We start from the raw sequence: 21896 nt of genomic DNA on the forward strand, positions 1-21896 counted from the left end.
CAAGCGGCCGAGCTATGGTTGATCAACACCAAAAGCGTGCGCAGGCGCGGGTGGAAATCCCGGCCGGGCATTCGATGGTGAGCCTTCTGGGCTCACGCGACGAGCTCCTGAACGTCATCGAACGGGCGTTCCACGCCGACGTTCACGTCAGGGGCAATGAGATCACGGTGACCGGTGCCCCCGCTGAGATCGCCGTCATCACCAAACTCTTCGAGGAGCTGGTGGAGCTGCTGGGCAGCGGCGCGCAGCTCACCCCGGACGCCGTCGAGCGCAGTATCGCCATGGTTCGCATGGAGACGGGCGAGCGCCCGGCCGAGGTGCTGACGCTCGACATCCTCAGCAACCGAGGCCGGACGATCCGTCCCAAGACCATCAATCAGAAGCGCTATGTGGACGCGATCGACAAGCACACGATCGTCTTCGGGATCGGCCCGGCCGGCACCGGGAAGACCTATCTGGCCATGGCCAAGGCGGTCAAGGCGCTCCAGGCGAAGGACGTCAACCGGATCATCCTGACCCGGCCCGCGGTGGAGGCGGGCGAGCGGCTCGGCTTCCTGCCCGGCACGCTCTACGAGAAGATCGATCCGTACCTGCGGCCGCTCTACGACGCGCTGCACGACATGGTCGACCCGGACTCGATCCCCCGGCTGATGGCGGCGGGCACGATCGAGGTGGCCCCGCTGGCGTACATGCGCGGCCGGTCCCTCAACGACGCGTTCATCATCTTGGACGAGGCGCAGAACACCAGCCCCGAGCAGATGAAGATGTTCCTCACCCGGCTCGGTTTCGGCTCCAAGATCGTGGTGACCGGCGACGTGACCCAGATCGACCTGCCCGGCGGCACCAAGAGCGGCCTGAAGGTCGTCCAGGACATCCTGGAAGGCCTGAACGACATCCACTTCTCCCGACTGACCAGCGAGGACGTCGTACGGCACAAGCTCGTCAGCGAGATCGTGGACGCGTACAACCGGCACGACGCGCGCCTTGAGGCGCCACAGAAGATCAGTCGTGACAAACGTCATCAACGGGGGCGTTAGTTCAGATGAGTATTGAGGTGGCCAACGAGTCCGGCGAGGAGGTCGACGAGTCCACGCTGGTGGCGCTCGCCGGCCACGTCCTCGACCGGCTGGGCATCCACCCGCTGGCCGAGCTCTCCATCCTGGTGGTGGACGAGGAGGTGATGGGCAAGCTCAACCAGCAGTGGATGGGCGAGTCCGGACCCACCGACGTGCTCGCCTTCCCGATGGACGAGCTGCGCCCGGCCCCGATCGGCGGGCGGCAGGAGGGCGACGCCCCGGCGGAGCCCGGACTCCTGGGCGACGTCGTGCTCTGCCCCACGGTGGCCGCGCGGCAGGCCACGGAGGCCGGTCACAGCACCGGGGACGAGCTGGAGATGCTCTGCACCCACGGCATCCTCCACCTCCTCGGCTACGACCACGCCGAGCCCGATGAGCACAAGGAGATGTTCGATCTCCAGGCCGGCCTGCTGACCGAGTGGCAAGAGGTGCGGCGGTCCAGGTGAGCAGCTGGTTGATCGCCGCTGCACTGATCATTTTGATCGGTGGGTTGTTTGCCAGCGCCGAGGCCGCGCTCTCGCGGATCTCCCGGGTCCGAGCCGAGGAGTTCGTCCGCGAGGGCCGGCGCGGAGCCGTCAGGCTGCAGACCATCGTCGCCGACCCGCCGCGCTACCTCAACCTCATCCTGCTGCTCCGGGTGAGCTGTGAGCTCTCGGCCACGGTCATCGCGACCCTGCTGTTCATCGACTGGCTGGGGGACAGCGGCCGGGCCTACGCGGTCGCCGCCGTGGTCATGATCCTCGTCAGCTATGTGATCGTCGGAGTCTCGCCGCGTACGCTGGGCCTCCAGCACGCCGGGCCGATCGCGCTGGCGAGCGCCCCGATCGTCTACGGGCTCACCCGGATCTTCGGCCCGCTCCCCACGCTGCTGATCCTGCTCGGCAACGCGCTCACCCCGGGCAAGGGCTTCCGCGAGGGCCCGTTCACCTCCGAGGCCGAGCTCCGCGACCTGGTCGACCTGGCGGAGCAGCGGCAGGTCATCGAGCCGGACGAACGGCAGATGATCCACTCGGTCTTCGAGTTCGGCGACACGCTCGTGCGCGAGGTGATGGTCCCCCGGACCGACGTGGTCTTCATCGAGCGGACCAAGACCCTGCGCCAGGGGCTCTCCCTCGCGCTGCGCAGCGGGTTCTCCCGGATCCCGGTGGTCGGGGAGAACGAGGACGACGTCATCGGGATCGCCTACCTGAAGGACATCGTGCGCTGCGTGCACGAAGGGGACGACGGCGCGGACACCTCGACGGTGGAGACGCTGATGCGCCCGGCCAACTACGTGCCGGAGAGCAAGCCCATCGACGAGCTCCTCCGGGAGATGCAGGCGCGGCAGATCCACCTCGCCATCGTGATCGACGAGTACGGCGGGACCGCGGGCCTGGTCACGATCGAGGACATCCTCGAAGAGATCGTCGGTGAGATCGCCGACGAGCACGACCAGGAGACGCCCAAGGTCGAGCACCTGGATCCGGACACGGTACGGGTGACGGCCCGGCTCACCGTCGAGGAGCTCGGCGACATCTTCGGCCTGGACCTGGAGGTGGACGACGTGGAGACCGTGGGCGGGCTGCTGGCGCACGCGCTCGGCCGGGTTCCGATCGCGGGCTCCACCGCCGTCATGGCGGGGCTGCGGCTGACCGCGGAGAGCCTGGCGGGCCGCCGGAACCGGATCAGCACCGTGGTGGTCCGCCGCGAGGACGAGCGGACGTCGCCGGGCGATGCGGAGCAGGCGGGTGAGGGGTCCGACGGCTGACCCGCCCCGGTGATCAACAAAAGCGCCGAAACGGAATATTCAGTGATCAACGTGTGGTTCGGTTGATCGCGGGAAAGTAGACCGTGTTTGCGCATGACATCGGGGGAGTCATGACACGCGGAAATCTGCATGCCGTCATCGCGCTCGGCGCGGTGCTCCTACTCGGCACGGCGACAGCCTGCGGCACGGGCGGCACGACGCAGGCCACCCCACAGGCCGATCCCTTGACCGTAAGGCTACAGGCGGCACTCCGGGAAACCGGGGATTTGCCGCAAGGTTTCTCGTTACGGCCGCAAGCGGGGTGGAAGGCTCCCCTCACCGTGCCCAAGGGTGCGTGCCGGACGCTTCTGGCGGCGATGAGCGGCGACGCGCCGACGGCCGGCCGGACGGCGTACGGGGAGGTCGGGTTCCGCGGCGATCGGCTCGGCGAGTTCGCCGGGATCGGCCTGGCCGCCTTCGAGTCCGACCAGGCCCGGTCGCATCTGCGCAAGCTCGGGGACGCCTTCCGCAAGTGCACCGAGCTGACCGGCGACGACGGGACGAGCGGCACCCGGCTCACCGGGACCGAGCTCGTCTTCGACGACCTGGGGGACGATTCACGGGCCCGCCGGTTCGCCGGCAAGCTCAACGGGTTCCCCTACGACATGCGCCTGGTACTCGCCCGGGTCGGGCCGACGCTGGTCTCCCTGGTGCACACGGTCTTCGGCACGGCCTCCCCGGCGCGGACCGAGGAGCTGGCGCGGTTCGCGGTCGAGCGCGCCAAGGCCGCCGAGTAGCGGCGTGGCGTCGCGGGGCGGCCGGATACCCTTTCCCCGTGACCGACGTGACCGAGAAGCAGATCGACCCAGAAGACGCGAAGATCATCACACTCGCCCGCTCCGCCAGGGCGCGCTCCGGTTCGGGGCAGGGCGCCGCGGTGCGCGACGAGACCGGACGGACCTATGTCGCCACCGACGTCGGGCTGCCCTCGCTGACGCTCTCGGCCCTGCAGGTCGCCGTGGCCATGGCCGTCTCCAGCGGTGCCCGGGGACTGGAGGCCGCCGCGGTGGTGACCGACGGCGCGGGACCGAGCGAGCGGGAGGCCGCGGCCGTACACGATCTGACGCCCAATGCCCCGATCTTGGTGGCGGATCCGGACGGCACACTGCGAGACTGAGCCGATGCCGACACCTGAGTTTCTCGTACGCATCCGGGAGCGGGCCGGGACCGAGCTCATGATGCTCCCCTCGGTCGGCGGCTGCGTCTTCGACGAGCACGGCCGCCTCCTTCTCGCCCTGCACACCGACATCTGGGCGATGCCCGGGGGCATTCTGGAGCCGGACGAGCGGCCCGCGGAGGCGGTCGTCCGGGAACTCCGGGAGGAGACGGGGCTCGAGGTCGCGGTGCGGGGTCTCATCGGCGTGTCCGGGGGGCCGAACTTCCGGCACACCTACGCCAACGGGGACCGGGTCGCCTACATGACCGCGTTCTACGGGTGCGAGATCGTCGGGGGGTCGCTCCGGCCGGACGGCGAGGAGATCGCCGACGCCGTCTTCTTCGCCCCGGACGAGCTTCCCGGACTCCGGCTGGCGCCGTGGATGCCGGAGGTGGCGCCGCTGGCGTACGCCTGGTGGGAGACGGCCGCGTACCGCAGCGGTGCGACCGTCGGCGAGAATGTCTAGGTGAGTTCTCCCGGATACCGTGCTGGTTTCGCCTGCTTCGCAGGCCGTCCGAACGTCGGCAAGTCCACCTTGATGAACGCTCTGGTCGGCACGAAGATCGCGATCACCTCCTCCAAGCCGCAGACCACGCGGCGGGTGATCCGGGGGATCGTGCACCGGGCCGACGCCCAGCTGGTCATCGTCGACACCCCCGGCCTGCACCGCCCGCGCACGCTCCTCGGGGAACGCCTGGACAGTCTGGTGCTCTCCACCCTCTCCGAGGTGGACGTGATCGGCTTCTGCGTTCCCGCGAACGAGCCCGTCGGGAAGGGCGACCGCTTCATCGCGGAGAAGCTGGCCGCCGTCTCCAAGACCCCGGTCGTCGCCGTGGTCACCAAGTGCGATCTCGCCTCGCGGGAGCAGATCGCGCGGCAGTTGCTCGCCGTGTCCGAGCTCGGGGCGTGGGCGGAGATCGTCCCGGTCTCCGCGGCGTCGGGGGAGCAACTCGACGTGCTGGCCGAGGTGCTGATCGGCAGAATGCCGGAGTCGCCGCCCCTGTACCCGGGGGGCGAGCTCACCGACGAGCCTGAGCAGATCATGGTGGCCGAACTGATCCGCGAGGCCGTGCTGGAAGGCGTCCGCGACGAGCTGCCGCACTCCATCGCCGTGGTGGTGGAGGAGATGGCGCCCCGGCAGGGCCGCGACGACCTGCTCGACGTCTACGCGTTCATGTTCGTGGAGCGACCCAGCCAGAAGGCGATCGTCATCGGGCATCAGGGTTCCCGGCTCAAGGACGTCGGGACCCGGGCCCGGAAGCAGATCGAGGCTCTGCTCGGCACCCGGGTCTTCCTCGATCTGCGGATCAAGGTGGCCAAGGACTGGCAGCGTGACCCCAAGCAGCTGCGGCGTCTGGGCTTCTACGACTGATCCGTGCCGCAGGGGATCAGCGCAGGCGTAGCTGGACGTGGTTCCAGCGGTCGAGCACGGTGAAGCCGAGCCGCTCGTTGATGGCGATCATGTGCTTGTTGCTCACCTCGTTCCAGGTGATGATCTTCTCTACGTACGGTTCGGACGAGTGGAACCACTGGGCCTGGGCGAGCTTGAGCAGCAGCCCGAGCCGGTGGCCGCGGTGTTTGCGGAGGACGACGGTGTCGCCCTGCCGGGCCCACGGTTCGGGTGAGGTCGCGTCGAGGAAGATCCGGGAGTACCCGGCCGGCTCACCGGTGTCCTTGTGGCGGGCGATCGTCGTGTACGTGATGAGGCCGAATCGCTCGTTGACGTCCTCCAGTTCACGGACGCGTACGGTGTCCAGGTGTTCGTGTCTGAGGTCGAGGTCCCCCAGGGGCGCGTCGTTCATCCCGTTGAGCAGGGTCGTCATATCCGCCAGCAGGGTGTCGTGGACGGGGCCGACGAAACGCTGGAACTCATAGTCGTCGGCGTGCTTGACGGCGTCCTGCCGCATTCGGTGGAAATCCTGCCAGGGGACCGCGGTGAGGTCGAGGACTCTCCGCTCGTCGGCGGAGGCCATCGTGAACCCCATGGCCTTGATGAAATCGGCACCCGGCCCGCTTGCCGGACATTCGGCGGTGATCACCCGACGGTTGTGATGCAGGGCCCGGCCGATCGCGTGGTTCAGCAGGGCCCGCCCTGTTCCGGCGCGTCGATGCTCGGGATGCACCACCAGAAGGCGTAGTAATGCGGCGTGTGGGTTGTCCGGTTCGGGAAGCAGAAGACTGTAGCCACCGGTGGTTCCGGCCGTCCATGTCTCGTTGGAGCCGGGGATCCAGCCGCCCTGGAGCCTGAGGACGAATTGTATGAGGGAAGGACGGGGACCGGGGTCGTCGATTGCCGCGCTCGCTTCGTGGGCTGCGTGCAAACCGCGGATTCGGCCACCGGGTGCGGAGAAATCAAGGCGTTCGATGTCCACAATCACACCTAACCGCACCTTCCGCGGAGAGTCGACTCTCGGCTTCGACTGGGTTGATGTTCAGCTGTCAATTCGCAATCCGTACGGCATAAACCCTGTAAACGGTTGACCTAAGCTGCGTGGTAGTCATTGTGGGATTCAGAGGGTTCTGGGAGGGCTGAGCGAAATGTCAGAACACGCGGAGACCCTGATCGGCGAGGCGGGACGACTCTGGCAGGAAGGCCGCTACGAAGAGGCCGAAATCCTCTTCGCGAGGGCTGCGGCGCTGGGGAATCCCCGTGCTCTGATGCGGGCGGGATTGCGGGAGTTCTTCCGGGACCCCGACGAGGCCGCGCGCCTGCTGCGGGCGGCGGCCGACACCGGTTCGGCCGAGGCGATGACGCTGTACGCGTACCAGGTGCTGGAGGAGGATCAGCCGAACGAGGCGGTCGGCTGGTATTTGAAAGCGGCGGAGACGGGGCACGCCGAGGCGATGCACCGGCTCGCCGTCCTGCTTGAGGCGGACGACCCCGAGGCCGCGGTGCGCTGGTACCGGGAGGCGGTGCTGCGGCGGTGGACCCCCTCGATGATCAATCTCGCGCTGCTCACCAAGGATCGGGACCGCGGGGAGGCCGAGCGTCTGCTCCGGACGGCGGCGGAGAAGGGGATGACCGACGCCGTCTACGACCTCGGGCTCCTCTGCCAGGAGGACCGCCGCTTCGAGGAGGCCGAACAGTGGTACCGGCGGGCGATCGACGGGGTCGACGTGGACGACCACGAGGACGGGGACTACGACATCTACACGCTGGTCATGTTCAACCTGGGACTGCTCCACGAGGCGACCGACCGGCCCGAGGAGGCGCTGCGCTGGTACCGCAGGGCCGCGCTCCGCGGTGACGCCCGGGCCGGAGCCGCCTCCCAACGTCTCAGCGGCACCCTCTGACCCGCGTCAGCCGTACCGAATCCGCAGGTCAGAGCTAGAGTGACAATCGTAAGTACGCTTATTATAAGCGTACTTACGATTGGTGTGCTTACCATAAGTATGGTTACGTCCAAGGGCCACGCCGATCAAGCCTGAACGGGTGCTCGACCGAGAGTGAGCGGAGCTCGCCGGGTTGAGGTTCCTCCCGTTCGACGGCGTTCCGTACGGGCGGCGCCGCTCTCAGGGATCGAGATGGCGTCTCAAGCTCTCCTTCGCGTCTGCTAACGTGCTAGATGTGCTGTGTGGCAAGCTTCTTAGCCGCCGCGGCGAGGGCCCGTAGGCCGGCTCCCTCGCTGCGGAGGTAGTCATGCGCGTCGGCCGTTTTTCAAGGACCGACGACCCCGACAAGGAGCATGATGTTCGCCCAGCAGAAGCCCAGTGGGATGCCTGTTCACCGCTATCAGCCGTACACGCCGGTGAATCTGCCGGACAGAACCTGGCCGTCCAAGACGATCGATCGGGCGCCGCGCTGGCTCTCCACCGATCTGCGGGACGGCAACCAGGCGTTGATCGACCCGATGAGCCCGGCTCGCAAGCTGAGGATGTTCGAGCTGCTGGTCCGGATGGGGTATAAGGAGATCGAGGTCGGATTCCCGGCGGCGAGCCAGACCGACTACGACTTCGTCCGGCAGCTGATCGAGGAGAACCGGATCCCGGACGACGTCCGGATCTCGGTGCTGACCCAGGCCCGTGAGGAGCTGATCGAGCGGACGGTGCAGTCGCTGGCCGGGTCGCCCCGGGCGACCGTGCACCTGTACAACGCGACGGCGCCGCTGTTCCGCCGGGTGGTGTTCGGGATCGACCGGGACGAGTGCAAGGCGCTCGCGGTCCGCGGCACCGAGAACGTGATGAAGTACGCCGAGCAGTACCTGTCCGACTGCGACTTCGGCTTCGAGTACTCCCCTGAGATCTTCATCGACACCGAGCCGGACTTCGCCCTGGAGGTCTGCGAGGCGGTCATGGACGTCTGGAACCCCGGACCCGGCCGCGAGATCATCCTCAACCTGCCGGCCACGATCGAGCGGGCCACCCCCAACGTCTACGCCGACCAGATCGAGTGGATGAGCCGGAACCTGTCCCGCCGGGAGTACGTCTGCCTCTCGGTCCACCCGCACAACGACCGGGGGACCGGCGTGGCCGCGGCCGAGCTGGCCGTCATGGCCGGGGCGGACCGGGTCGAGGGCTGCCTGTTCGGGAACGGCGAGCGGACCGGGAACGTGTGCCTGGTGACGCTGGGGATGAACCTGTTCTCCCAGGGCGTCGACCCGTGCATCGACTTCTCCGACATCGACGAGGTACGCCGGACCGTCGAGTACTGCAACCAGATCCCGGTGCACGAGCGGCATCCCTACGCCGGGGACCTGGTCTACACGTCCTTCTCCGGTTCCCATCAGGACGCGATCAAGAAGGGCTTCGACGCGCTGGAGCGCGACGCGGCGCAGGCGGGCGTGCCGGTGGCGGAGCACCGCTGGGCGGTGCCGTACCTGCCGATCGACCCCAAGGACGTGGGCCGGACCTACGAGGCCGTCATCCGGGTGAACAGCCAGTCCGGCAAGGGCGGCGTCTCGTACATCATGAAGGCCGAGCACGGGTTCGACTTCCCGCGCCGTCTGCAGATCGAGTTCTCCCAGGTGGTTCAGGGGCACACCGACGCCGAGGGCGGGGAGGTGTCCGCGGACGAGATGTGGAAGATCTTCTCCGCGGAGTATCTCTCCGGGGGCCGGGTGGGCCTGCTGGCGCACCGCAACTCCTCCAAGGTGAGCGACTCCGGCGGCCAGACCCGGGATGTGATCAACGCCGACGTCCGGGTCGACGGTGAGATCAGGGAGATCGAGGGGGCCGGAAACGGTCCCATCTCGGCGTTCGTCGACGCGCTCGCCAAGGTGGGCGTGGACGCCCGGGTGCTTGACTACCACGAGCACGCGATGAGCTCGGGCAGCGACGCCAGGGCCGCCGCCTACGTCGAATGCCAGGTCGGCGAGGTCACCCTCTGGGGGATCGGCGTGGACGCGAACACCACCACGGCTTCGCTGAAGGCGATTCTGTCCGCGGTGAACCGGGCCACCCGGTAGACACGGTCGTCAACGAACGCGGCGGCTCACCCGGGCTTGGGGTGAGCCGCCGCGTTCTGTGCGGGGTGCCGGTCAGCGGGCGAAAAGGTAGTAGTCGGCGAGGGCCCGGAGCTTGGCGTGCATGCCCTCGTAGGAGGTGTGGCGGCCGATGAACGCCTTGTGGACCTTGGCGACCATGGTGTAGTTCGTGTCGCAGACGTTGCCGACCGGAGCCGTCCCGGCCTGGCTGATCAGCTGGTAGGTGTCCAGCTCGTCCATGCCGACCAGCGAGGAGACCCAGGTGACCAGGTCATGCTGGCTCACCCGGTAGGCGTCTTCGAGGGGCCGGGCCGAGCCGGTGGACATGAGGTGGTCGTCGTCCTCCATCCGGGGCCAGGGCGTCTGCACCCCCTTGATGAGGTCGACGGCGACGACCGTGTTCATCGCGGTCTCGACCGCGGTCCCGCAGACCTCCCCGTGGCCCTGCCGGCAGTGTCCGTCCCCGATGGCGAAAAGCGCCCCCTCGACGTTGACCCCGAGGTAGACGGTGACCCCGGCGCGCAACTCGGGGGTGTCCATGTTGCCGCCGTGCGCGTCGGGGGTGATCGTCATCCGAGCCTCCCCGGCGGACGGGGCGACGCCGACCGTGCCGTGCATCGGGTCGAGCGGCATCTCCACCGAGAAGTCGCCCCGCCGGGCGTGGTAGCGGACCACCCGGCGCTCCCTGTCGACGTCGTAGAGCCAGACGACCTCGTCCAGCGGAGGCTGCAGCGTCGCGGTGGTGTGGGTGCTGGTGAGCGCGCCGAAGTGCGGGAACGTGGTGGACACCGCCCAGTCCCGGGCGGGCTCGATGGAGATGAAGTGCAGCGCGAGGGTGTCGCCGGGCATGGCGCCCTCGACGTGGAACGGCCCGGTCACCGGGTTGAGGTAGGGGAATTCGCAGACCTGTGAGGGGAGGTCGTGCACCGAGCGGACCTTGCCGCCGAAGCAGTCCTCGGTGTAGAGCTCGACGATCGATCCCGGTTGGATCTTGCCGACCGCGGGTCGTCCTCCAAAGGTGTAGGAGAGCTCTGCCGGTTCCGGGCGATAGGAGATGACGTGCAGGTCTGTCATGATTCCCCCTCGAACTGCCTACGTGACCGTGATACCCCTGCGACGGTGTTGCGGTGGGAGGGCCGACCGGATCCGCCCACTGGCCGTCGCCCGATCGATCTCGGCGGGTGGGAGCGCTCCGGGGTGACCGGGCCGGGCGCACCGGGGTTCGGTCGCGCGCGAGGACACCACGGACGGCTCCTTCCGTACAAGTGGGGGTAGCCGTACGATAGAGCTATTCCTTGAATTTGGAAAGATTTCCCATGACAGTAATCAGACCGAGGTCACCACATCGAAATCCAGCCCGTCGGCGCGGCCGATGTAGACACTTTTGCGCACGTGCCTGTCCACCAGGGTGAGCCGCCCCCGGGCGCTGGTGACGACGGTGCCGTCGGCCACCGTGTCCAGTTCGGGGACGATCAGCGATCCGGCTCGCCTGCCCATCGCCGCGAGCATCAGCATCCCCTCGTAGACGCCCTGGGCGTGGCCGTTGAGGAGCGGGGCGGTCGGGCCGAACCGGTGGACGTATCGCTCGGCGAGGCTGAGACTGTCGTCGGTGGCGACGCTGCCGAAGTAGCCCATCGAGGCGTAGAGCTCGCCGGTGTCGTCCCCGCCGACCCCGAGCAGCCCGTGCTCCTCAAGCGCGCCGCAGAGCCGGGCGCACCGCAGCCCGCTGTGGGCGAACGCCCGGTTGAACATGACCAGATCGGTGCCGATCAGGGTCAGGAAGACCGCGTCCGCGCGGGACGCCTTGATCGCGTCGAGCAGCGGTTCCGGGTCGTTCATCTCACGTATGTAGCGTTCCCCGACGATCCGGGCGTCTTGGGCGGCGAGGTATCGCTTTGCCTGCGCGTTCAGCAGTCGCGGCCAGACGTAGTCGTTGCCGAGGAGAAACCAGCGACGGGCCGCACGGCTCTCCACCAGCCAGCCGATCGCCGGGCCGACCTGGGTCTCCGGGGTCTCACCCAGGTAGTAGACCCCGGGTTCGCGCCCGCCGCCCTCGTAGGGGGGTGTGTACAGGAAGGGGAGCCGCCCGCCGAGCGCCCGCGCCACCGACACCCGGACGTCGCTGGCGTGCGACCCGACGATCGCGTCCACCGCCCCGGTCCGGGCGAGCTCGGCGACGTCGGCGGCGACCGCCTCGGGGCTCCGTCCGCCGTCCACCACCACGAGCTCAAGCTCCCGGTTCAGCAGTCCGCCGGAGGCGTTGACTTCGGAGGCCGCGAGCACCGCGCAGTTGAGCGCGCAGGGCCCCACCATGCCGAGCACCCCGGACATGGGTATGACCAGCGCGACCCTGACGGCGGAGGATCGCCACAGCTGCGCTTCCAGGGAATCGGTGATCAATGTGACGTCATCTGTCACCCGACCGAGTATCCTCCCAATCGGGTGATATGCGAAGGGAAATGGCAATGGAAACAATGGGTTTGACATCTTCTCTCGCATATTTACTGAGCCGGGCCGAGCGTACGGTCAACCGCGGACTCGCCGCGGTGCTCGCCGGCGAGCAGCTCTCGGTCGAGCAGTGGCGCGTCCTGCAGACACTCGCCGACGGCAGCGGATACTCCATGGGCGACCTGGCCGAGACGGTGCTCATCCCGCATCCGACGCTCACCAAGATCGTGGACCGGCTCGTCGAATCGGGGCTCGTCTACCGCGGGCACGACCCCGCCGACCGGCGCAGGGTCGTGGTCTACCTCGCCGACCGGGGCGCGCAGCTGCTGGGCCGACTGGACGCGGGACTGGCCGAATACCACCGTCACCTGGAGCGGGTGTACGGGTCGGAGCCGACCCGCAGGCTCATGCAGGAGCTCTCGGACCTCGCCGACAAGCTCTAGATCGCCGGACTTTCCCGCGAACCCATAGCGCGGCGCCGTACACACTGCAATGATTTAGCCGACATGTCGGCCAGCCTGCCTCTCCGGTTCGCCAGGGCGACCGCCTTCGCCGCGGTGTGCCTGATACTCGCCGTGGCCGCACACCTTTTCGCGGGTGGCGAGATCGGCAGCTGGGCGATCTTCGGCGGCCCGGTCGTCGCGTTCCTCGCCGCCCTGCCGCTCTGCGGCCGCGAGCGGGGCATGGCGGTGATCCTGCCGCTGCTCTCCGCCGTCCAGGTGGCGCTCCACCTGATGTTCGCCGCGGGCCGGACCCCCGCCGAGATCCCGGCCGGCGTCCACCCCCACATCGGCTCCGGCCTCATCCCCGACCTCGGCATGCTGGTCATGCACGGCTGGGCGGTGACGCTGACCGCGCTCTGGCTCACCCGGGGCGAAGCCGCCCTGTGGGCGCTGATCCGGCGCTTCGAGCGCGGCCTGTTCCGCCTCTTCGGGTACTGGCTCGCGCTCGTCGTCGACACCCCCGGGCGTCCCGGGCCCGCCGGCCTGCCCGCCCCCCGGGTCCTTCGGTCGGCGCTGCTCCGCCACTCCCTGAGCGGACGCGCTCCACCGGTACCGCAGGTCGCCTCCGGCTGATCCACAACGGCTGCCCGGGGCGATTCGCGCTGTCCCGGGTGGTGCCTGACTCCGCCCGGTTCCCGCCGACCCCGGAACCCCCGTGGAGTATGCCGATGTCCGTTCCCCCCATGTCCGTGCCCGAACCGGTGCCACCACCCCCGCGGTGATCGCCGCCGCACTGCGCCTGTCGGCCGTACGCTGCCGCCACGGGCGTCTGATCGCGGTGGACGGTGTGGACCTGACACTCGCCCCCGGCGAGCATCTGGCGATCACCGGCACCAACGGTTCGGGAAAGAGCACGTTGCTCCGCGCCGTCCTCGGCCTGCACCGGGAGACCACCGGCGTGATCGAGGTCGCGGGCCGCCAGGCGCGCGGTACGGCCGACTGGCGGCGACGCCGCGCCGAGGTCGCCTGGATCCCGCAGCGGCAGGGCGCGGGACGCTTCCCGCTGCTCGTCAAGGAGTTGCTCGACAGCGGAGGCCACCTCGACGAGGCGATCGCCGCGGCCGAGCGGCTCGGCGTCGCCGGACTCCTGGACCGGACGCTCGGCACCCTCTCCGGCGGGCAGCTGCAACGGGCCTACCTGGCCCGGGCACTCGGCCAGGTCGCGGCCGGGGCGGAGCTGGTGCTCGCGGACGAGCCCACCGCCGCGCTCGACTTCGCCGGTCAGGAGCAGGTGGCCGAGGTACTCGCCGGGCTTGCGGCCGCCGTGGTCGTGGTCACCCACGACCGGGTGGTCGCCGCCGCCTGCGGGCGGGTGGCCGAGATGGCCGCCGGGCGGCTGCGGGAGGTCCGGTGAACTCGCTCGGAGTCCTGCTCGACCTGCCCTCGGTCAGGCTGGCGCTGCTCGCGCTGGTCCTCGGCTCGGTGGCGCTGCCGATCGTCGGGGTCTTCATCGTCGGGCTGGACATCATGCCGGTCCGGTTCGCGATGATGCACGTCGCCCTGCTGGGTATCGCGATCGGCCTGCTCACCGGCCTCGACCCGCTGCTGTGCGCACTGGTGCTCTGCGCGGTGACCGGGGGCTCGCTCACCCCGCTCGCCCGCAGCGGCACGGGGCTGTCGGGGGCGATGGGCCTGCTGATGACGCTCGCGATCGCCGCGGCCCTGCTGGTGCTGTCGATCTCCGGGGTGAACGCCAACGGCGCGTTCGAGCTGCTCTGGGGGTCGATCCTGGCCACCCGGCCCGGTGACGTCGTCGCGCTCGGGCTCCTCGCCGTACTCGTTCCCCTCCTGTACGGGCTGCGCCGCCGGGACCTCGGGCTGCTTCTGCACGACCGCGAACTCGCCCTCTGCTCCGGGGTGGCGGTGGAGCGTCTCACGCTGATCCTCCTCGTGGTGATCGCGGTGGCGATCGCCTCGGCCATCCGGCTCACGGGGGCGCTGCTCGTGGACGCGCTCACCCTGCTGCCCGCCCTGGCGGCCCGCCGCGTCGGCCGCTCCCTCCCGTCGATGATCCGCTGGTCGGTGCTGTTCGGCCTGGCCTTCAACGTCGGCGGCTTCCTCCTCGCCCTCCTGTTCGACCTGCCGCCGGGACCGACCCTGGTGCTCGTCGGCGGGGCCTGCACGCTTCTCCTCCACTCGATCCCGGAAAGGGGTCTCACCCGATGAAGAAACTCACCGCTCTGTTCGCTTCCGCCGTCCTGCTCCTGTCGTCCTGCGGGAACGACCCGGTCACCGAAGCGAAGTCCGGGGGCGGCCTGAAGGTGGTGGCCGCCTCGGCCTGGGAGGCCGCGTTCGCCAAAGCGGCCGGGGCCACGGACATCACCGTGATCGTGCCGCCCGGGGTGCACCACGCTCCCGATTACGACCCCAAGCCCTCCGATCTCGCCAAAATCGCCCAGGCCGATGTGGTGCTGTACGCGGCGTTCGAGGGTTTCGCCGGGAAGCTCAAGGAGGCCGCGGGGTCCAAGGCCAAGCTGATCGAGGTCGCTTTGGACAACAACCCCGACAAGGTGAAGGCCGAGGTCTTCCGGCTTGGCGATCAGTTCGGCACGCTTGCGGCGGCCAGGCGCTGGGTGGACGCCTTCGACGGCGAGTACGCCGGGCTCAAGCAGTCGGTCTCCGGCGCAACCCAGGGTAAGCCGCCCGTGGTGGTGGCCCAGGCGTTCGTGGCGTGGGCGGCCGACCTGGTCGGGACGGCGCCCGCCGGCGTGTACGGGCCGCAGCCGCCGACCCCGGCGCAGATCGCCGAGCTGGTGGCCAAGCGTCCCCAGCTGATCCTCGACAACTCGGCCATGCCCGGTGGGGACGCCCTCGCCGACGTCCGGGCCAAGCGGGTCGTGATCAACAACTTCCCGGATCGGAGCCTCGACCTGATCGCCCTCTACCGGGCGAACGCGAACGCCCTCATCGCCGCGCTCGGTTAGGCGGACTCGTCTCGGGTGGCCCGGCCACCGGGCCACCCCACATGGGGGAGACAGGCGATGACGCCATCTTCTTTTCGCTCGATTTCAGTGAGGTCGGCTCCGCCGTGCCTATCCGGATGCGGTACGGCGGGCCGCGGCAAGGCCGATGGCTGCGGCAACCGTGAACTCAGCGGCCACCAGGAGCCAGCCGGAACTGTAGCCGGCCTGGTCGACCAGGAGCCCGAAAAGCGGTGGGCCGACGGCGAAGCCCGCGAAGAAACCGCCCGAGGCGATCGCGGTGTCCCGGCCGGTCCGGCCGGGCTCGGAGCGCTGGATCACGGCGAGCATGGTCACCGCGTTGGCGGGCACGGCGAACGAGCCGACGACCGCGGCGCCCACCCACACCAGGGGCGACACCCACGGGGCGGTCGCCAGCAGGAGGGCGCCGGCGGCGGCGACCAGGGTGAGGGGGGCGAGCAGGTTCTCGGCGTGCCCGCGCCGGCCCGCCAGGTTCGCCCAGCCGACCCGGCCGATCACCCCGGCCGTCCCGACCAGCGCGACCAGCCAGGCGGCCACCACCGGGACCAGGCCGAGCCGCTCGGTGCCGAAGAGCGCGAGATAGGTGTTGACGGCGGCCGTCCCGGCGCCGAGCAGGAGCGAGAAGGCGGCCAGCCATCGAATGTGCCCGGCCGTCCTCGCCTGCCCGGACGGCTGGGTCGGCTTCGCCTGGGGAGCGTGGTCGGACGGCAGCGCCCGTACCGCCCACACTGCGGTGAGCAGGGCGAGCCCGGCCGCCGCCCAGAGCGCGTTGCGCCAGTCGGTCCAGGCGGCGAGCGCGGCCAGCGGCACCCCGGCGACGAACGCGCCGAGCGGCACCCCCGACTGCTTCCAGCCGGTCACGCCGCCCCGCCTGGCGGGCTCCACCGCAGCAATGATGATCTTGTTGGTGGCGGGGTTGGCCAGGGCCATGGGCAGACCGCCGACGGCGACCGCGGCCAGCAGCGCCAAGCTGCCGGCGGAAAGCCCGATCAAGGTCAGCGCCAACGCGGCCACAACCAGCAGCGCGACCAGGCAGCGGCGGGCCCCGAGCCGGTCAACCCAGCCGCCCGCGGCCAGGGAGAGCAGCGCGGCGGCGCCGAAACCCGCGGTGGTGGTGAAGCCGAGCAGGGTCCGGGAGACACCCGCCTCGGCGACCAGGAACGGACCGAGCGCGCCGATCACGAACACCTGGAGCATGGAGACCGTCATGGCCAGCGTGAGCAGGGCGGTGATCGAACGGCCACCCCCCGGGGCCCGCGTCTCGCCGTACCCGGCTCGTGTCTGGCTCATCCTTGCTCCCTTGCGTTCGCGAATCGCGGCCGACGCCCCCTGAACAGACAGTCGCCGCCGGACCGGTACGGGTTCCCGCGGAGATGTCCGGGGCCGGCCGGGGTCAGGGGGGAGACCCGATGAACGATCAATATCTGACCACACTCGCGCTGGCCGCGCGGAGCGGGGACCCGGCGGACGTCGAGGCGTTCACCGGCGCTGTCTACGCGGACGTGCGGCGCTACCTCGCCTACCTGGTCGACGCGCAGTCGGCGGAGGACCTCACCCAGGAGACGTTCATCAGAGTTCTGCGAAGTCTGCCGAGGTTCATGGGCCGATCATCGGCCCGTACCTGGCTCCTGGCCATCGCCCGGCGGGTGGTCGTCGACCGGTTCCGCGCCACCGCGGCCCGCCCCGTCATCGCCGACCTGACCGACTGGCAGGCCACCGCCGACCGGCACCTCGTCCGCGACCTCCCCGCCGCCGACGAGGGAATCGCCCTGGTGGACCTCCTCACCCGGGTTCCCGCCGAACGCCGGGAGGCCTTCCTCCTGACCCAGGTGGCCGGCCTCTCCTACGCCGAAGCCGCCGCCCTCATCGGCTGCCCCATCGGCACCGTCCGCTCCCGAGTAGCCCGCGCCAGAACCCAACTCATCGAATCCCTCCACCAAGCCGAATCATGCGCCTGAAACTCAACCCCCACAGCCGTAGACCACGATTTCCAAACCCTCCACCACTTGGAGCCCAGCTACCTCCACCGTTGATCGGTCCGTCGGCTTGGCCGACCGAGTCCCCGTCAGAGCCCGGTACGGGCTCCGCGACCTCGATCCACACCGGACGTGGAGAGCGAGCTACTCGTCCGCTTGCCGTTTCCAGCGCGAGAGGCCGGTCTGGGCATCCAGCGTCTGGGGATGGCCAGCTCCCAAGATTCGGACCATGATCGGCAGAAGGTCTGCGAACTGGTCGCGGGCGGAGGTGTGGTCTCCTGCTGCTCCTGTCCAGTAGGCGAGGTCGGCTCGGGTGGTCAGTGTGTCGGGGTGTTCGGCGCCGCAGATGCGTTGGCGGATGGGGAGGAGGTCTGCGAGTTGGTCGCGGGCGGAGGTGTGGTCTCCTGCCATCCCTGTCCAGCGGGCGAGGTCGGCTTGGGCGGTTAGTGTGTCGGGGTGTTCTGGGCCGGAGATGCGTTGGCGGATGGGGAGGAGGTCTGCGTAGAGGTTGCGGGCGGTGGTGGGGTCTCCTGCTGCTCCTGTCCAGTAGGCGAGGTAGGCGCGGGTGACCAGGGTGCGGGGGTGTTCAGGGCCTAGTACGCGTTGGTGGATGGGGAGAAGTTCGACGAGGTGGTTGCGGGCGGTGGTGGGGTCTCCTGCTGCTCCTGTCCAGTAGGCGAGGTAGGCACGGATAACCAGGGTGTCGGGATGGTCAGGGCCCAGGGTTTTGCTGTAGGCGAGGTAGCGGTGATGCTGCAGGGTTTTGGCGGTGGCGTAGTCGCCGCTTGCGTGCAGGTATTCGATGACTCGTGCCATTGCTGCTGAATCGGGAGGGAACACGGTGCGGGCGTGTGGAAGTAGTCGGGCGTAGATTGCCCAGTTGCCGATCAGCTTCGGGTCATTGGGGAGGATGTTAGTCAGCAGCGCGATGGCTTGATCGCGGATGGCGGGTTGCCGGTCTTCGGGGAGTTCGGACCAGGTGACGGCTTGGACCAGGCGGTGCGCGCTGATCTTTTCTTCGGTCAGCGTGATCATGCTGTGGGAGGCCAGCGTTCCTAAGGCTTGCGCAATCTCCAGCTCATCGGTTTCGGGCAGCCCGTACAGGACGTCGGTCGGCAGATCGTCGGGGGCGTAACATGCCATGAGCGACAGTACATGCGGTGCCAGCGGGTTGAGTTCGGCGACGCGGGCCATGGTGACTGCCCACACCCTGGCGACGATCTGCTGGGAATCCTGGCCCGGTACGACCGTGGCGTATGCCTTCGCCGGGGATTGATGGAGCAGTCGGCGGTAGCGGGACACCGTCATACCGGTACGGGCGATGAACGTCCCGGCCTGGGTCAGTGCCAGCGGGAGGGCCCCTAGGTCGTCGGCGAGTTCGGTCATCTCCTCTCGGCATGTGGCCGTATCTGCGGCGGCTGGGGTGGTGGGACGTCTGATCAGGTCGGCAAGAAGGTCGGTAGCCGCCTGTGGAGCCAAGACGTCCAGGTTGATCGAGGCACGGCCCAGGTCGTGCCAGCCGATGTCGCGGCGCGTGGTGATGAGTACGTGCCCGCCGCTCAGCCGTCCCAGGTCGGGGGCGATGTCCTTGGCCTGCTCGACGTTGTCGAAGACCAGCAGCCACCCCGGATGGGCGACGAGCCAGGAGCGGGCCCAGGCCGCGGCCTCCTCCACGGTGGCTTGGCTGGCGGCTACCGAGTCCTTTCCTGTACATATCGCTTGGGCCAGGTTGGCTAAGGACGTATCAATCTGGACTGGGCTATCGGCCTTGAGCCACCAGACCAGCCGGTAGCGGTTCCGGTGCCGGACGGCGTACTGCAGGGCCAGCTCGCTCTTGCCGATCCCGCCGAGGCCGTGCACCGCCGTCTGCGTGATCACGCCGGCGTCGGCTTCCGCGGTGAGCATCTGCTCTATCCGGTGCAGCACTTCCTCGCGGCCGACGAAGACCGTCGCGGGCGGACGTGGCAGGTTGGCCAAGCCAGGCGGGGCAGTGGTCTGGGTCGCGTCCGGCAATGGCGCCCGAGCCGGGAGTTGGGCGCCGATGGACACATCACGTGCCGATCCGAACTGTACGGCGTGGCCGCCGACGTTCGAGTCCGACAGCCTGTTCTCGGGGGGCGTCGCATGGGGATCCGGCTTGGCCGGTGGCGGGTCACCCGCGGCGGCTGTGGACATCGCCGGTACCGATTCGGGTGATGTCACCGGTGGCGCGACCGCCGTGGATCAGCCGGTATGCCGGCACGCCGAAGTCCATTCCGTCCCTTCCTCCGTACTCCCCGAAGGTGAGGTGATCCTAGCTCTCCGATCTAGCCTTAGATGTCGGAGAAAAATGACATGTTCCTATCGTGTCGCACGATTTCAAGATCGGGTTGATGAGCGTTCGTTGTATGTCTAATCGTGCCGCGGTCTAGGTCTTATCGACATAGATTGTCGAAATGTTCTATGAGGGCGATTTGTGATGGTTGGTCGGTTCAGAGATTAGATCAAGGTTGTCTAAGTTCCCCTATTTCGGACAGTGGCTCCCTGCTCGGAGAGGGTCTCGTAGCAGGCCGGATCGGCCAGCAGCTCTTTCCGTCCCGGGCTGGACCCATCGGTGGATATTCCCAGGCGGACAGATTCTGAGGGAATTCTGATGGTTTACTGAGGTTCGCCGGTCAGGCTTCGCGGTGTGAATGATCATTATTTGTTTGGAAGAGCGCACTGGCGCCCGGCTGCCGCTTCCCGGCGTGACGGCCGGATTTCCCGATTCGGGCGTACCGCTCTGGCGGCGCTCGTACTCGCCACCACCGTGCCGGTGGCCTTGCTCCCCGGATCTGCTTCCGCCACTCCCGCCCCGGTCATCCGGGATGGGCGGACCCAGCCGGTCTTCTCCTACACCGAGGCGGTACGTGAGACCGTTTTCGTCGACGCGCCGATGGACAGCGATCGGGACGGGCGACGGGATCGCGTCGCGGTGGCCGTACTGCGCCCCGCTGAAACCCAGCAGGGGATGAAGGTGGCGACCGTCATGAAGGCGACGCCGTACACCGGGTGGGCGCCACCGGGATCGCCGCCGCCGACGGTGCCCGATCCGGGGGTTTTCTCCGAGTGGTACGACGAGTTCTTCGTCCCCCGCGGCTACGCGGTGGTCGAGGTGGAGATGCAGGGAACGGGGTTGTCCGAGGGCTGCCCGATGAGCGGCGGACACCAGGACACGATCAGCACAACCGCGGCGATCGACTGGCTCAACGGACGGGCCCACGCCACGTACGCCGACGGGCGACCGGCTGTGGCCACCTGGAGCGACGGCGCCGTCGGCATGGTCGGGCTCTCCTACGACGGCACCCTGGCCAACGCGGCCGCCGTACAGGGCGTCCAGGGGTTGAAGACGATCGTGCCGCTGGGGGCCATCTCCAGCTGGTACGACTACGCGCGGGACCAGGGAATCGGCTACGCCCGTGAACTGGGGAACCGGTATCCGGAGTATCAGGCGCGCCGGTTGGCCAACGAGAGTGCCAAGGCGAAATGTGGCGATGTGCTGACCGCGTTGGGAGACGGCGCAGGCGACGACACCGCCGATTACACCTCATTCTGGTTTGAGCGGGACTATCGTCGGCACGCCGAGCGCGTCCGGGCGTCAGTCCTGCTGGTTCAAGGGGTCACCGACGGAAAGGTGCGCAATCGCCACTTCGCCGCTTGGTGGCAGGCCCTCGCCGACAACAACGTTTCGCGCAAGCTGTGGCTGCACAACGGCGACCACGAGGATCCGCTCAACACCGGTGGTGAGGCGTGGCGGGACACCCTGCACCGGTGGATGGACCACTGGCTGTACCGCGTCGACAACGGGATCATGACCGAGCCCCGGGTGACCATCCAGCGACCTGACAAATCCTGGCAGACCTCCGCCGACTGGCCGAACCCGGGCAGCCGTCCCATCCGACTCTGGTTTGGGCCCGCGACCGCGACGGCAGCAGGCAGTCTCACGCCGACTCGGGCTGACGGCGGCAGCCAGAACTTCACCGATGACCCCACGCAGAAGGAAGCCGGCATGATCGCCGATCCGGGGGTCGCCAAACCGCATCGGCTCGCCTACCTCACCCCTCCGCTGACCAGCGCCACACATGTGTCGGGAGCACCCGGACTGAAGGTGGAGATGTCGGCCACCACGACGAGCACCCCGCTCACCGCCCTCTTGGTGGACTACGGCCCCAGCGTCTCCGGAGCCGGTCGGAACGCCGGTACGGCAGCCCCGGTGCCACCCGGATCCTCGGCCGATTTGATCGCGGTCACCACGCCGGGCAAGCCTCTGCCCAAGGTGCTCCCGATCGTCAGCCGCGGCTCCATCGACGTGAAAAACCGGGAATCCCTGGTGCACGCGAGTCCCCTCACGCCGGGCAGGACCTACACGATCCGCTGGCGGCTGCACGACATCGACTACATCTTCCCCGCAGGCCACCGCATCGGCATCGTGATCGTCGCGAACGACATGGAGTACATCACCACCGACCCGTCCGCCGGATCCGTCACCCTCAACCTCCACAACAGCAAGCTGACCTTGCCCATCGTGACCACCGGGTAGCCCGGCCCAGATGATCGTTGCGCTGTAC

21 protein-coding genes and 1 pseudogene are annotated in these 21896 nt (G+C 68.7%); 16 read left to right on the forward strand and 6 right to left on the reverse strand.

Features of this window, described 5'->3' with window-relative positions:
- The first annotated feature begins 14 nt into the window (after positions 1-14).
- The 7 genes from RUR_RS10700 (at position 15) to era (ending at position 5390) form a co-directional block, all read left to right on the forward strand.
- A complete protein-coding gene (locus RUR_RS10700; RefSeq protein ID WP_283134814.1) occupies positions 15-1037 on the forward strand; it encodes a PhoH family protein in 1023 nt (340 codons plus the stop codon).
- Between the two features lie 5 nt (positions 1038-1042).
- Positions 1043-1522: an rRNA maturation RNase YbeY gene (ybeY, locus tag RUR_RS10705; RefSeq protein ID WP_283134815.1), complete on the forward strand. Its 480-nt coding sequence runs from the start codon at positions 1043-1045 to the stop codon at positions 1520-1522.
- The gene (locus tag RUR_RS10710) at positions 1519-2823 is read left to right on the forward strand and encodes a hemolysin family protein (RefSeq protein WP_283134816.1); all 1305 of its coding nucleotides are present in this window, start codon (positions 1519-1521) and stop codon (positions 2821-2823) included. Before ybeY ends, RUR_RS10710 begins: the two co-directional genes overlap by 4 nt.
- Before the next feature lie 110 nt (positions 2824-2933).
- Complete coding sequence (locus RUR_RS10715) at positions 2934-3599, forward strand: hypothetical protein (protein ID WP_283134817.1); 666 nt, start codon at positions 2934-2936, stop codon at positions 3597-3599.
- Between the two features lie 38 nt (positions 3600-3637).
- Positions 3638-3979 (forward strand): cytidine/deoxycytidylate deaminase family protein, encoded by a 342-nt coding sequence (locus tag RUR_RS10720; RefSeq protein ID WP_283134818.1) that lies wholly within the window; start codon positions 3638-3640, stop codon positions 3977-3979.
- Between the two features lie 4 nt (positions 3980-3983).
- Positions 3984-4484, forward strand: a complete 501-nt coding sequence (locus tag RUR_RS10725; RefSeq protein WP_283134819.1) for an NUDIX domain-containing protein — start codon at positions 3984-3986, stop codon at positions 4482-4484.
- Positions 4485-5390, forward strand: a complete 906-nt coding sequence (era, locus tag RUR_RS10730; protein ID WP_283134820.1) for a GTPase Era — start codon at positions 4485-4487, stop codon at positions 5388-5390. It begins immediately after the preceding gene.
- Positions 5391-5406: 16 nt separating this feature from the next.
- Here era and RUR_RS36775 read toward each other — a convergent pair whose 3' ends face one another.
- Together RUR_RS36775 and RUR_RS36780 are read right to left on the reverse strand one after the other, a co-directional pair.
- Positions 5407-6003, reverse strand: coding sequence for an RNA-binding protein (locus RUR_RS36775; protein WP_428846990.1), 597 nt, complete (start codon positions 6001-6003; stop codon positions 5407-5409).
- Positions 6004-6408: pseudogene (locus RUR_RS36780) on the reverse strand (GNAT family N-acetyltransferase); the annotation flags it as partial.
- A 148-nt stretch (positions 6409-6556) separates the two neighbouring features.
- Between RUR_RS36780 and RUR_RS10740 the strand changes: the two are divergent.
- Positions 6557-7312 carry a tetratricopeptide repeat protein gene (locus RUR_RS10740; RefSeq protein WP_283134822.1) on the forward strand — a complete coding sequence of 252 codons (756 nt, stop codon included), beginning with the start codon at positions 6557-6559 and terminating at the stop codon, positions 7310-7312.
- 395 nt (positions 7313-7707) lie between these two features.
- Entirely contained in the window at positions 7708-9423 is a 1716-nt protein-coding gene (gene leuA / locus RUR_RS10745; protein WP_283134823.1) for a 2-isopropylmalate synthase, read from the forward strand.
- Positions 9424-9495: 72 nt separating this feature from the next.
- Here leuA and RUR_RS10750 read toward each other — a convergent pair whose 3' ends face one another.
- The gene (locus tag RUR_RS10750; protein ID WP_283134824.1) at positions 9496-10515 is read right to left on the reverse strand and encodes an acetamidase/formamidase family protein; all 1020 of its coding nucleotides are present in this window, start codon (positions 10513-10515) and stop codon (positions 9496-9498) included.
- Between the two features lie 252 nt (positions 10516-10767).
- On the reverse strand, positions 10768-11859 hold the full coding sequence (locus RUR_RS10755) for a substrate-binding domain-containing protein (RefSeq protein ID WP_283134825.1): 1092 nt from the start codon (positions 11857-11859) through the stop codon (positions 10768-10770).
- Positions 11860-11915: 56 nt separating this feature from the next.
- Here RUR_RS10755 and RUR_RS10760 point away from each other — a divergent pair, with 56 nt between their 5' ends.
- From RUR_RS10760 to RUR_RS10780, 5 genes are all read left to right on the forward strand, one after another.
- Entirely contained in the window at positions 11916-12332 is a 417-nt protein-coding gene (locus tag RUR_RS10760) for a MarR family winged helix-turn-helix transcriptional regulator (protein ID WP_283134826.1), read from the forward strand.
- Positions 12333-12395: 63 nt separating this feature from the next.
- A complete protein-coding gene (locus tag RUR_RS10765) occupies positions 12396-12965 on the forward strand; it encodes an MFS transporter (protein ID WP_283134827.1) in 570 nt (189 codons plus the stop codon).
- Between the two features lie 82 nt (positions 12966-13047).
- A complete protein-coding gene (locus RUR_RS10770) occupies positions 13048-13746 on the forward strand; it encodes an ATP-binding cassette domain-containing protein (protein WP_283134828.1) in 699 nt (232 codons plus the stop codon).
- Entirely contained in the window at positions 13743-14558 is an 816-nt protein-coding gene (locus RUR_RS10775; RefSeq protein ID WP_283134829.1) for a metal ABC transporter permease, read from the forward strand. The genes RUR_RS10770 and RUR_RS10775 overlap by 4 nt, the downstream gene beginning before the upstream one ends.
- Positions 14555-15316 (forward strand): metal ABC transporter solute-binding protein, Zn/Mn family, encoded by a 762-nt coding sequence (locus tag RUR_RS10780; protein WP_283134830.1) that lies wholly within the window; start codon positions 14555-14557, stop codon positions 15314-15316. Before RUR_RS10775 ends, RUR_RS10780 begins: the two co-directional genes overlap by 4 nt.
- A 108-nt stretch (positions 15317-15424) precedes the next feature.
- On the opposite strand, the gene RUR_RS10785 is transcribed toward RUR_RS10780, so the two are convergent.
- Positions 15425-16624, reverse strand: a complete 1200-nt coding sequence (locus RUR_RS10785; protein ID WP_283134831.1) for an MFS transporter — start codon at positions 16622-16624, stop codon at positions 15425-15427.
- Between the two features lie 119 nt (positions 16625-16743).
- Here RUR_RS10785 and RUR_RS10790 point away from each other — a divergent pair, with 119 nt between their 5' ends.
- Positions 16744-17292: a sigma-70 family RNA polymerase sigma factor gene (locus RUR_RS10790; protein WP_283134832.1), complete on the forward strand. Its 549-nt coding sequence runs from the start codon at positions 16744-16746 to the stop codon at positions 17290-17292.
- Positions 17293-17454: 162 nt separating this feature from the next.
- Here the strand turns inward: RUR_RS10790 and RUR_RS10795 are convergent, their stop codons facing one another.
- Complete coding sequence (locus tag RUR_RS10795) at positions 17455-19485, reverse strand: tetratricopeptide repeat protein (RefSeq protein ID WP_283134833.1); 2031 nt, start codon at positions 19483-19485, stop codon at positions 17455-17457.
- A gap of 619 nt (positions 19486-20104) precedes the next feature.
- On the opposite strand from RUR_RS10795, the gene RUR_RS10800 reads away from it, so the two are divergent.
- Positions 20105-21868, forward strand: coding sequence for a CocE/NonD family hydrolase (locus RUR_RS10800; RefSeq protein ID WP_283134834.1), 1764 nt, complete (start codon positions 20105-20107; stop codon positions 21866-21868).
- The last annotated feature ends 28 nt before the right edge of the window (positions 21869-21896 follow it).

The sequence above is a fragment of the Rhizohabitans arisaemae genome, assembly GCF_025996515.1.
Lineage (GTDB): Bacteria > Actinomycetota > Actinomycetes > Streptosporangiales > Streptosporangiaceae > Rhizohabitans > Rhizohabitans arisaemae.

Bases quoted from the DNA above. Each gene is read 5' to 3' on its own strand.
- RUR_RS10700 (WP_283134814.1), top strand. From the start codon at position 15: ATGGTTGATCAACACCAAAAGCGTGCGCAGGCGCGGGTGGAAATCCCG.
- ybeY (WP_283134815.1), top strand. From the start codon at position 1,043: ATGAGTATTGAGGTGGCCAACGAGTCCGGCGAGGAGGTCGACGAGTCC.
- RUR_RS10715 (WP_283134817.1), top strand. From the start codon at position 2,934: ATGACACGCGGAAATCTGCATGCCGTCATCGCGCTCGGCGCGGTGCTC.
- RUR_RS10725 (WP_283134819.1), top strand. From the start codon at position 3,984: ATGCCGACACCTGAGTTTCTCGTACGCATCCGGGAGCGGGCCGGGACC.
- RUR_RS36775 (WP_428846990.1), bottom strand. From the start codon at position 6,003: ATGGGGTTCACGATGGCCTCCGCCGACGAGCGGAGAGTCCTCGACCTC.
- RUR_RS10740 (WP_283134822.1), top strand. From the start codon at position 6,557: ATGTCAGAACACGCGGAGACCCTGATCGGCGAGGCGGGACGACTCTGG.
- leuA (WP_283134823.1), top strand. From the start codon at position 7,708: ATGTTCGCCCAGCAGAAGCCCAGTGGGATGCCTGTTCACCGCTATCAG.
- RUR_RS10750 (WP_283134824.1), bottom strand. From the start codon at position 10,515: ATGACAGACCTGCACGTCATCTCCTATCGCCCGGAACCGGCAGAGCTC.
- RUR_RS10760 (WP_283134826.1), top strand. From the start codon at position 11,916: ATGGGTTTGACATCTTCTCTCGCATATTTACTGAGCCGGGCCGAGCGT.
- RUR_RS10765 (WP_283134827.1), top strand. From the start codon at position 12,396: ATGTCGGCCAGCCTGCCTCTCCGGTTCGCCAGGGCGACCGCCTTCGCC.
- RUR_RS10780 (WP_283134830.1), top strand. From the start codon at position 14,555: ATGAAGAAACTCACCGCTCTGTTCGCTTCCGCCGTCCTGCTCCTGTCG.
- RUR_RS10785 (WP_283134831.1), bottom strand. From the start codon at position 16,624: ATGAGCCAGACACGAGCCGGGTACGGCGAGACGCGGGCCCCGGGGGGT.
- RUR_RS10790 (WP_283134832.1), top strand. From the start codon at position 16,744: ATGAACGATCAATATCTGACCACACTCGCGCTGGCCGCGCGGAGCGGG.
- RUR_RS10795 (WP_283134833.1), bottom strand. From the start codon at position 19,485: ATGTCCACAGCCGCCGCGGGTGACCCGCCACCGGCCAAGCCGGATCCC.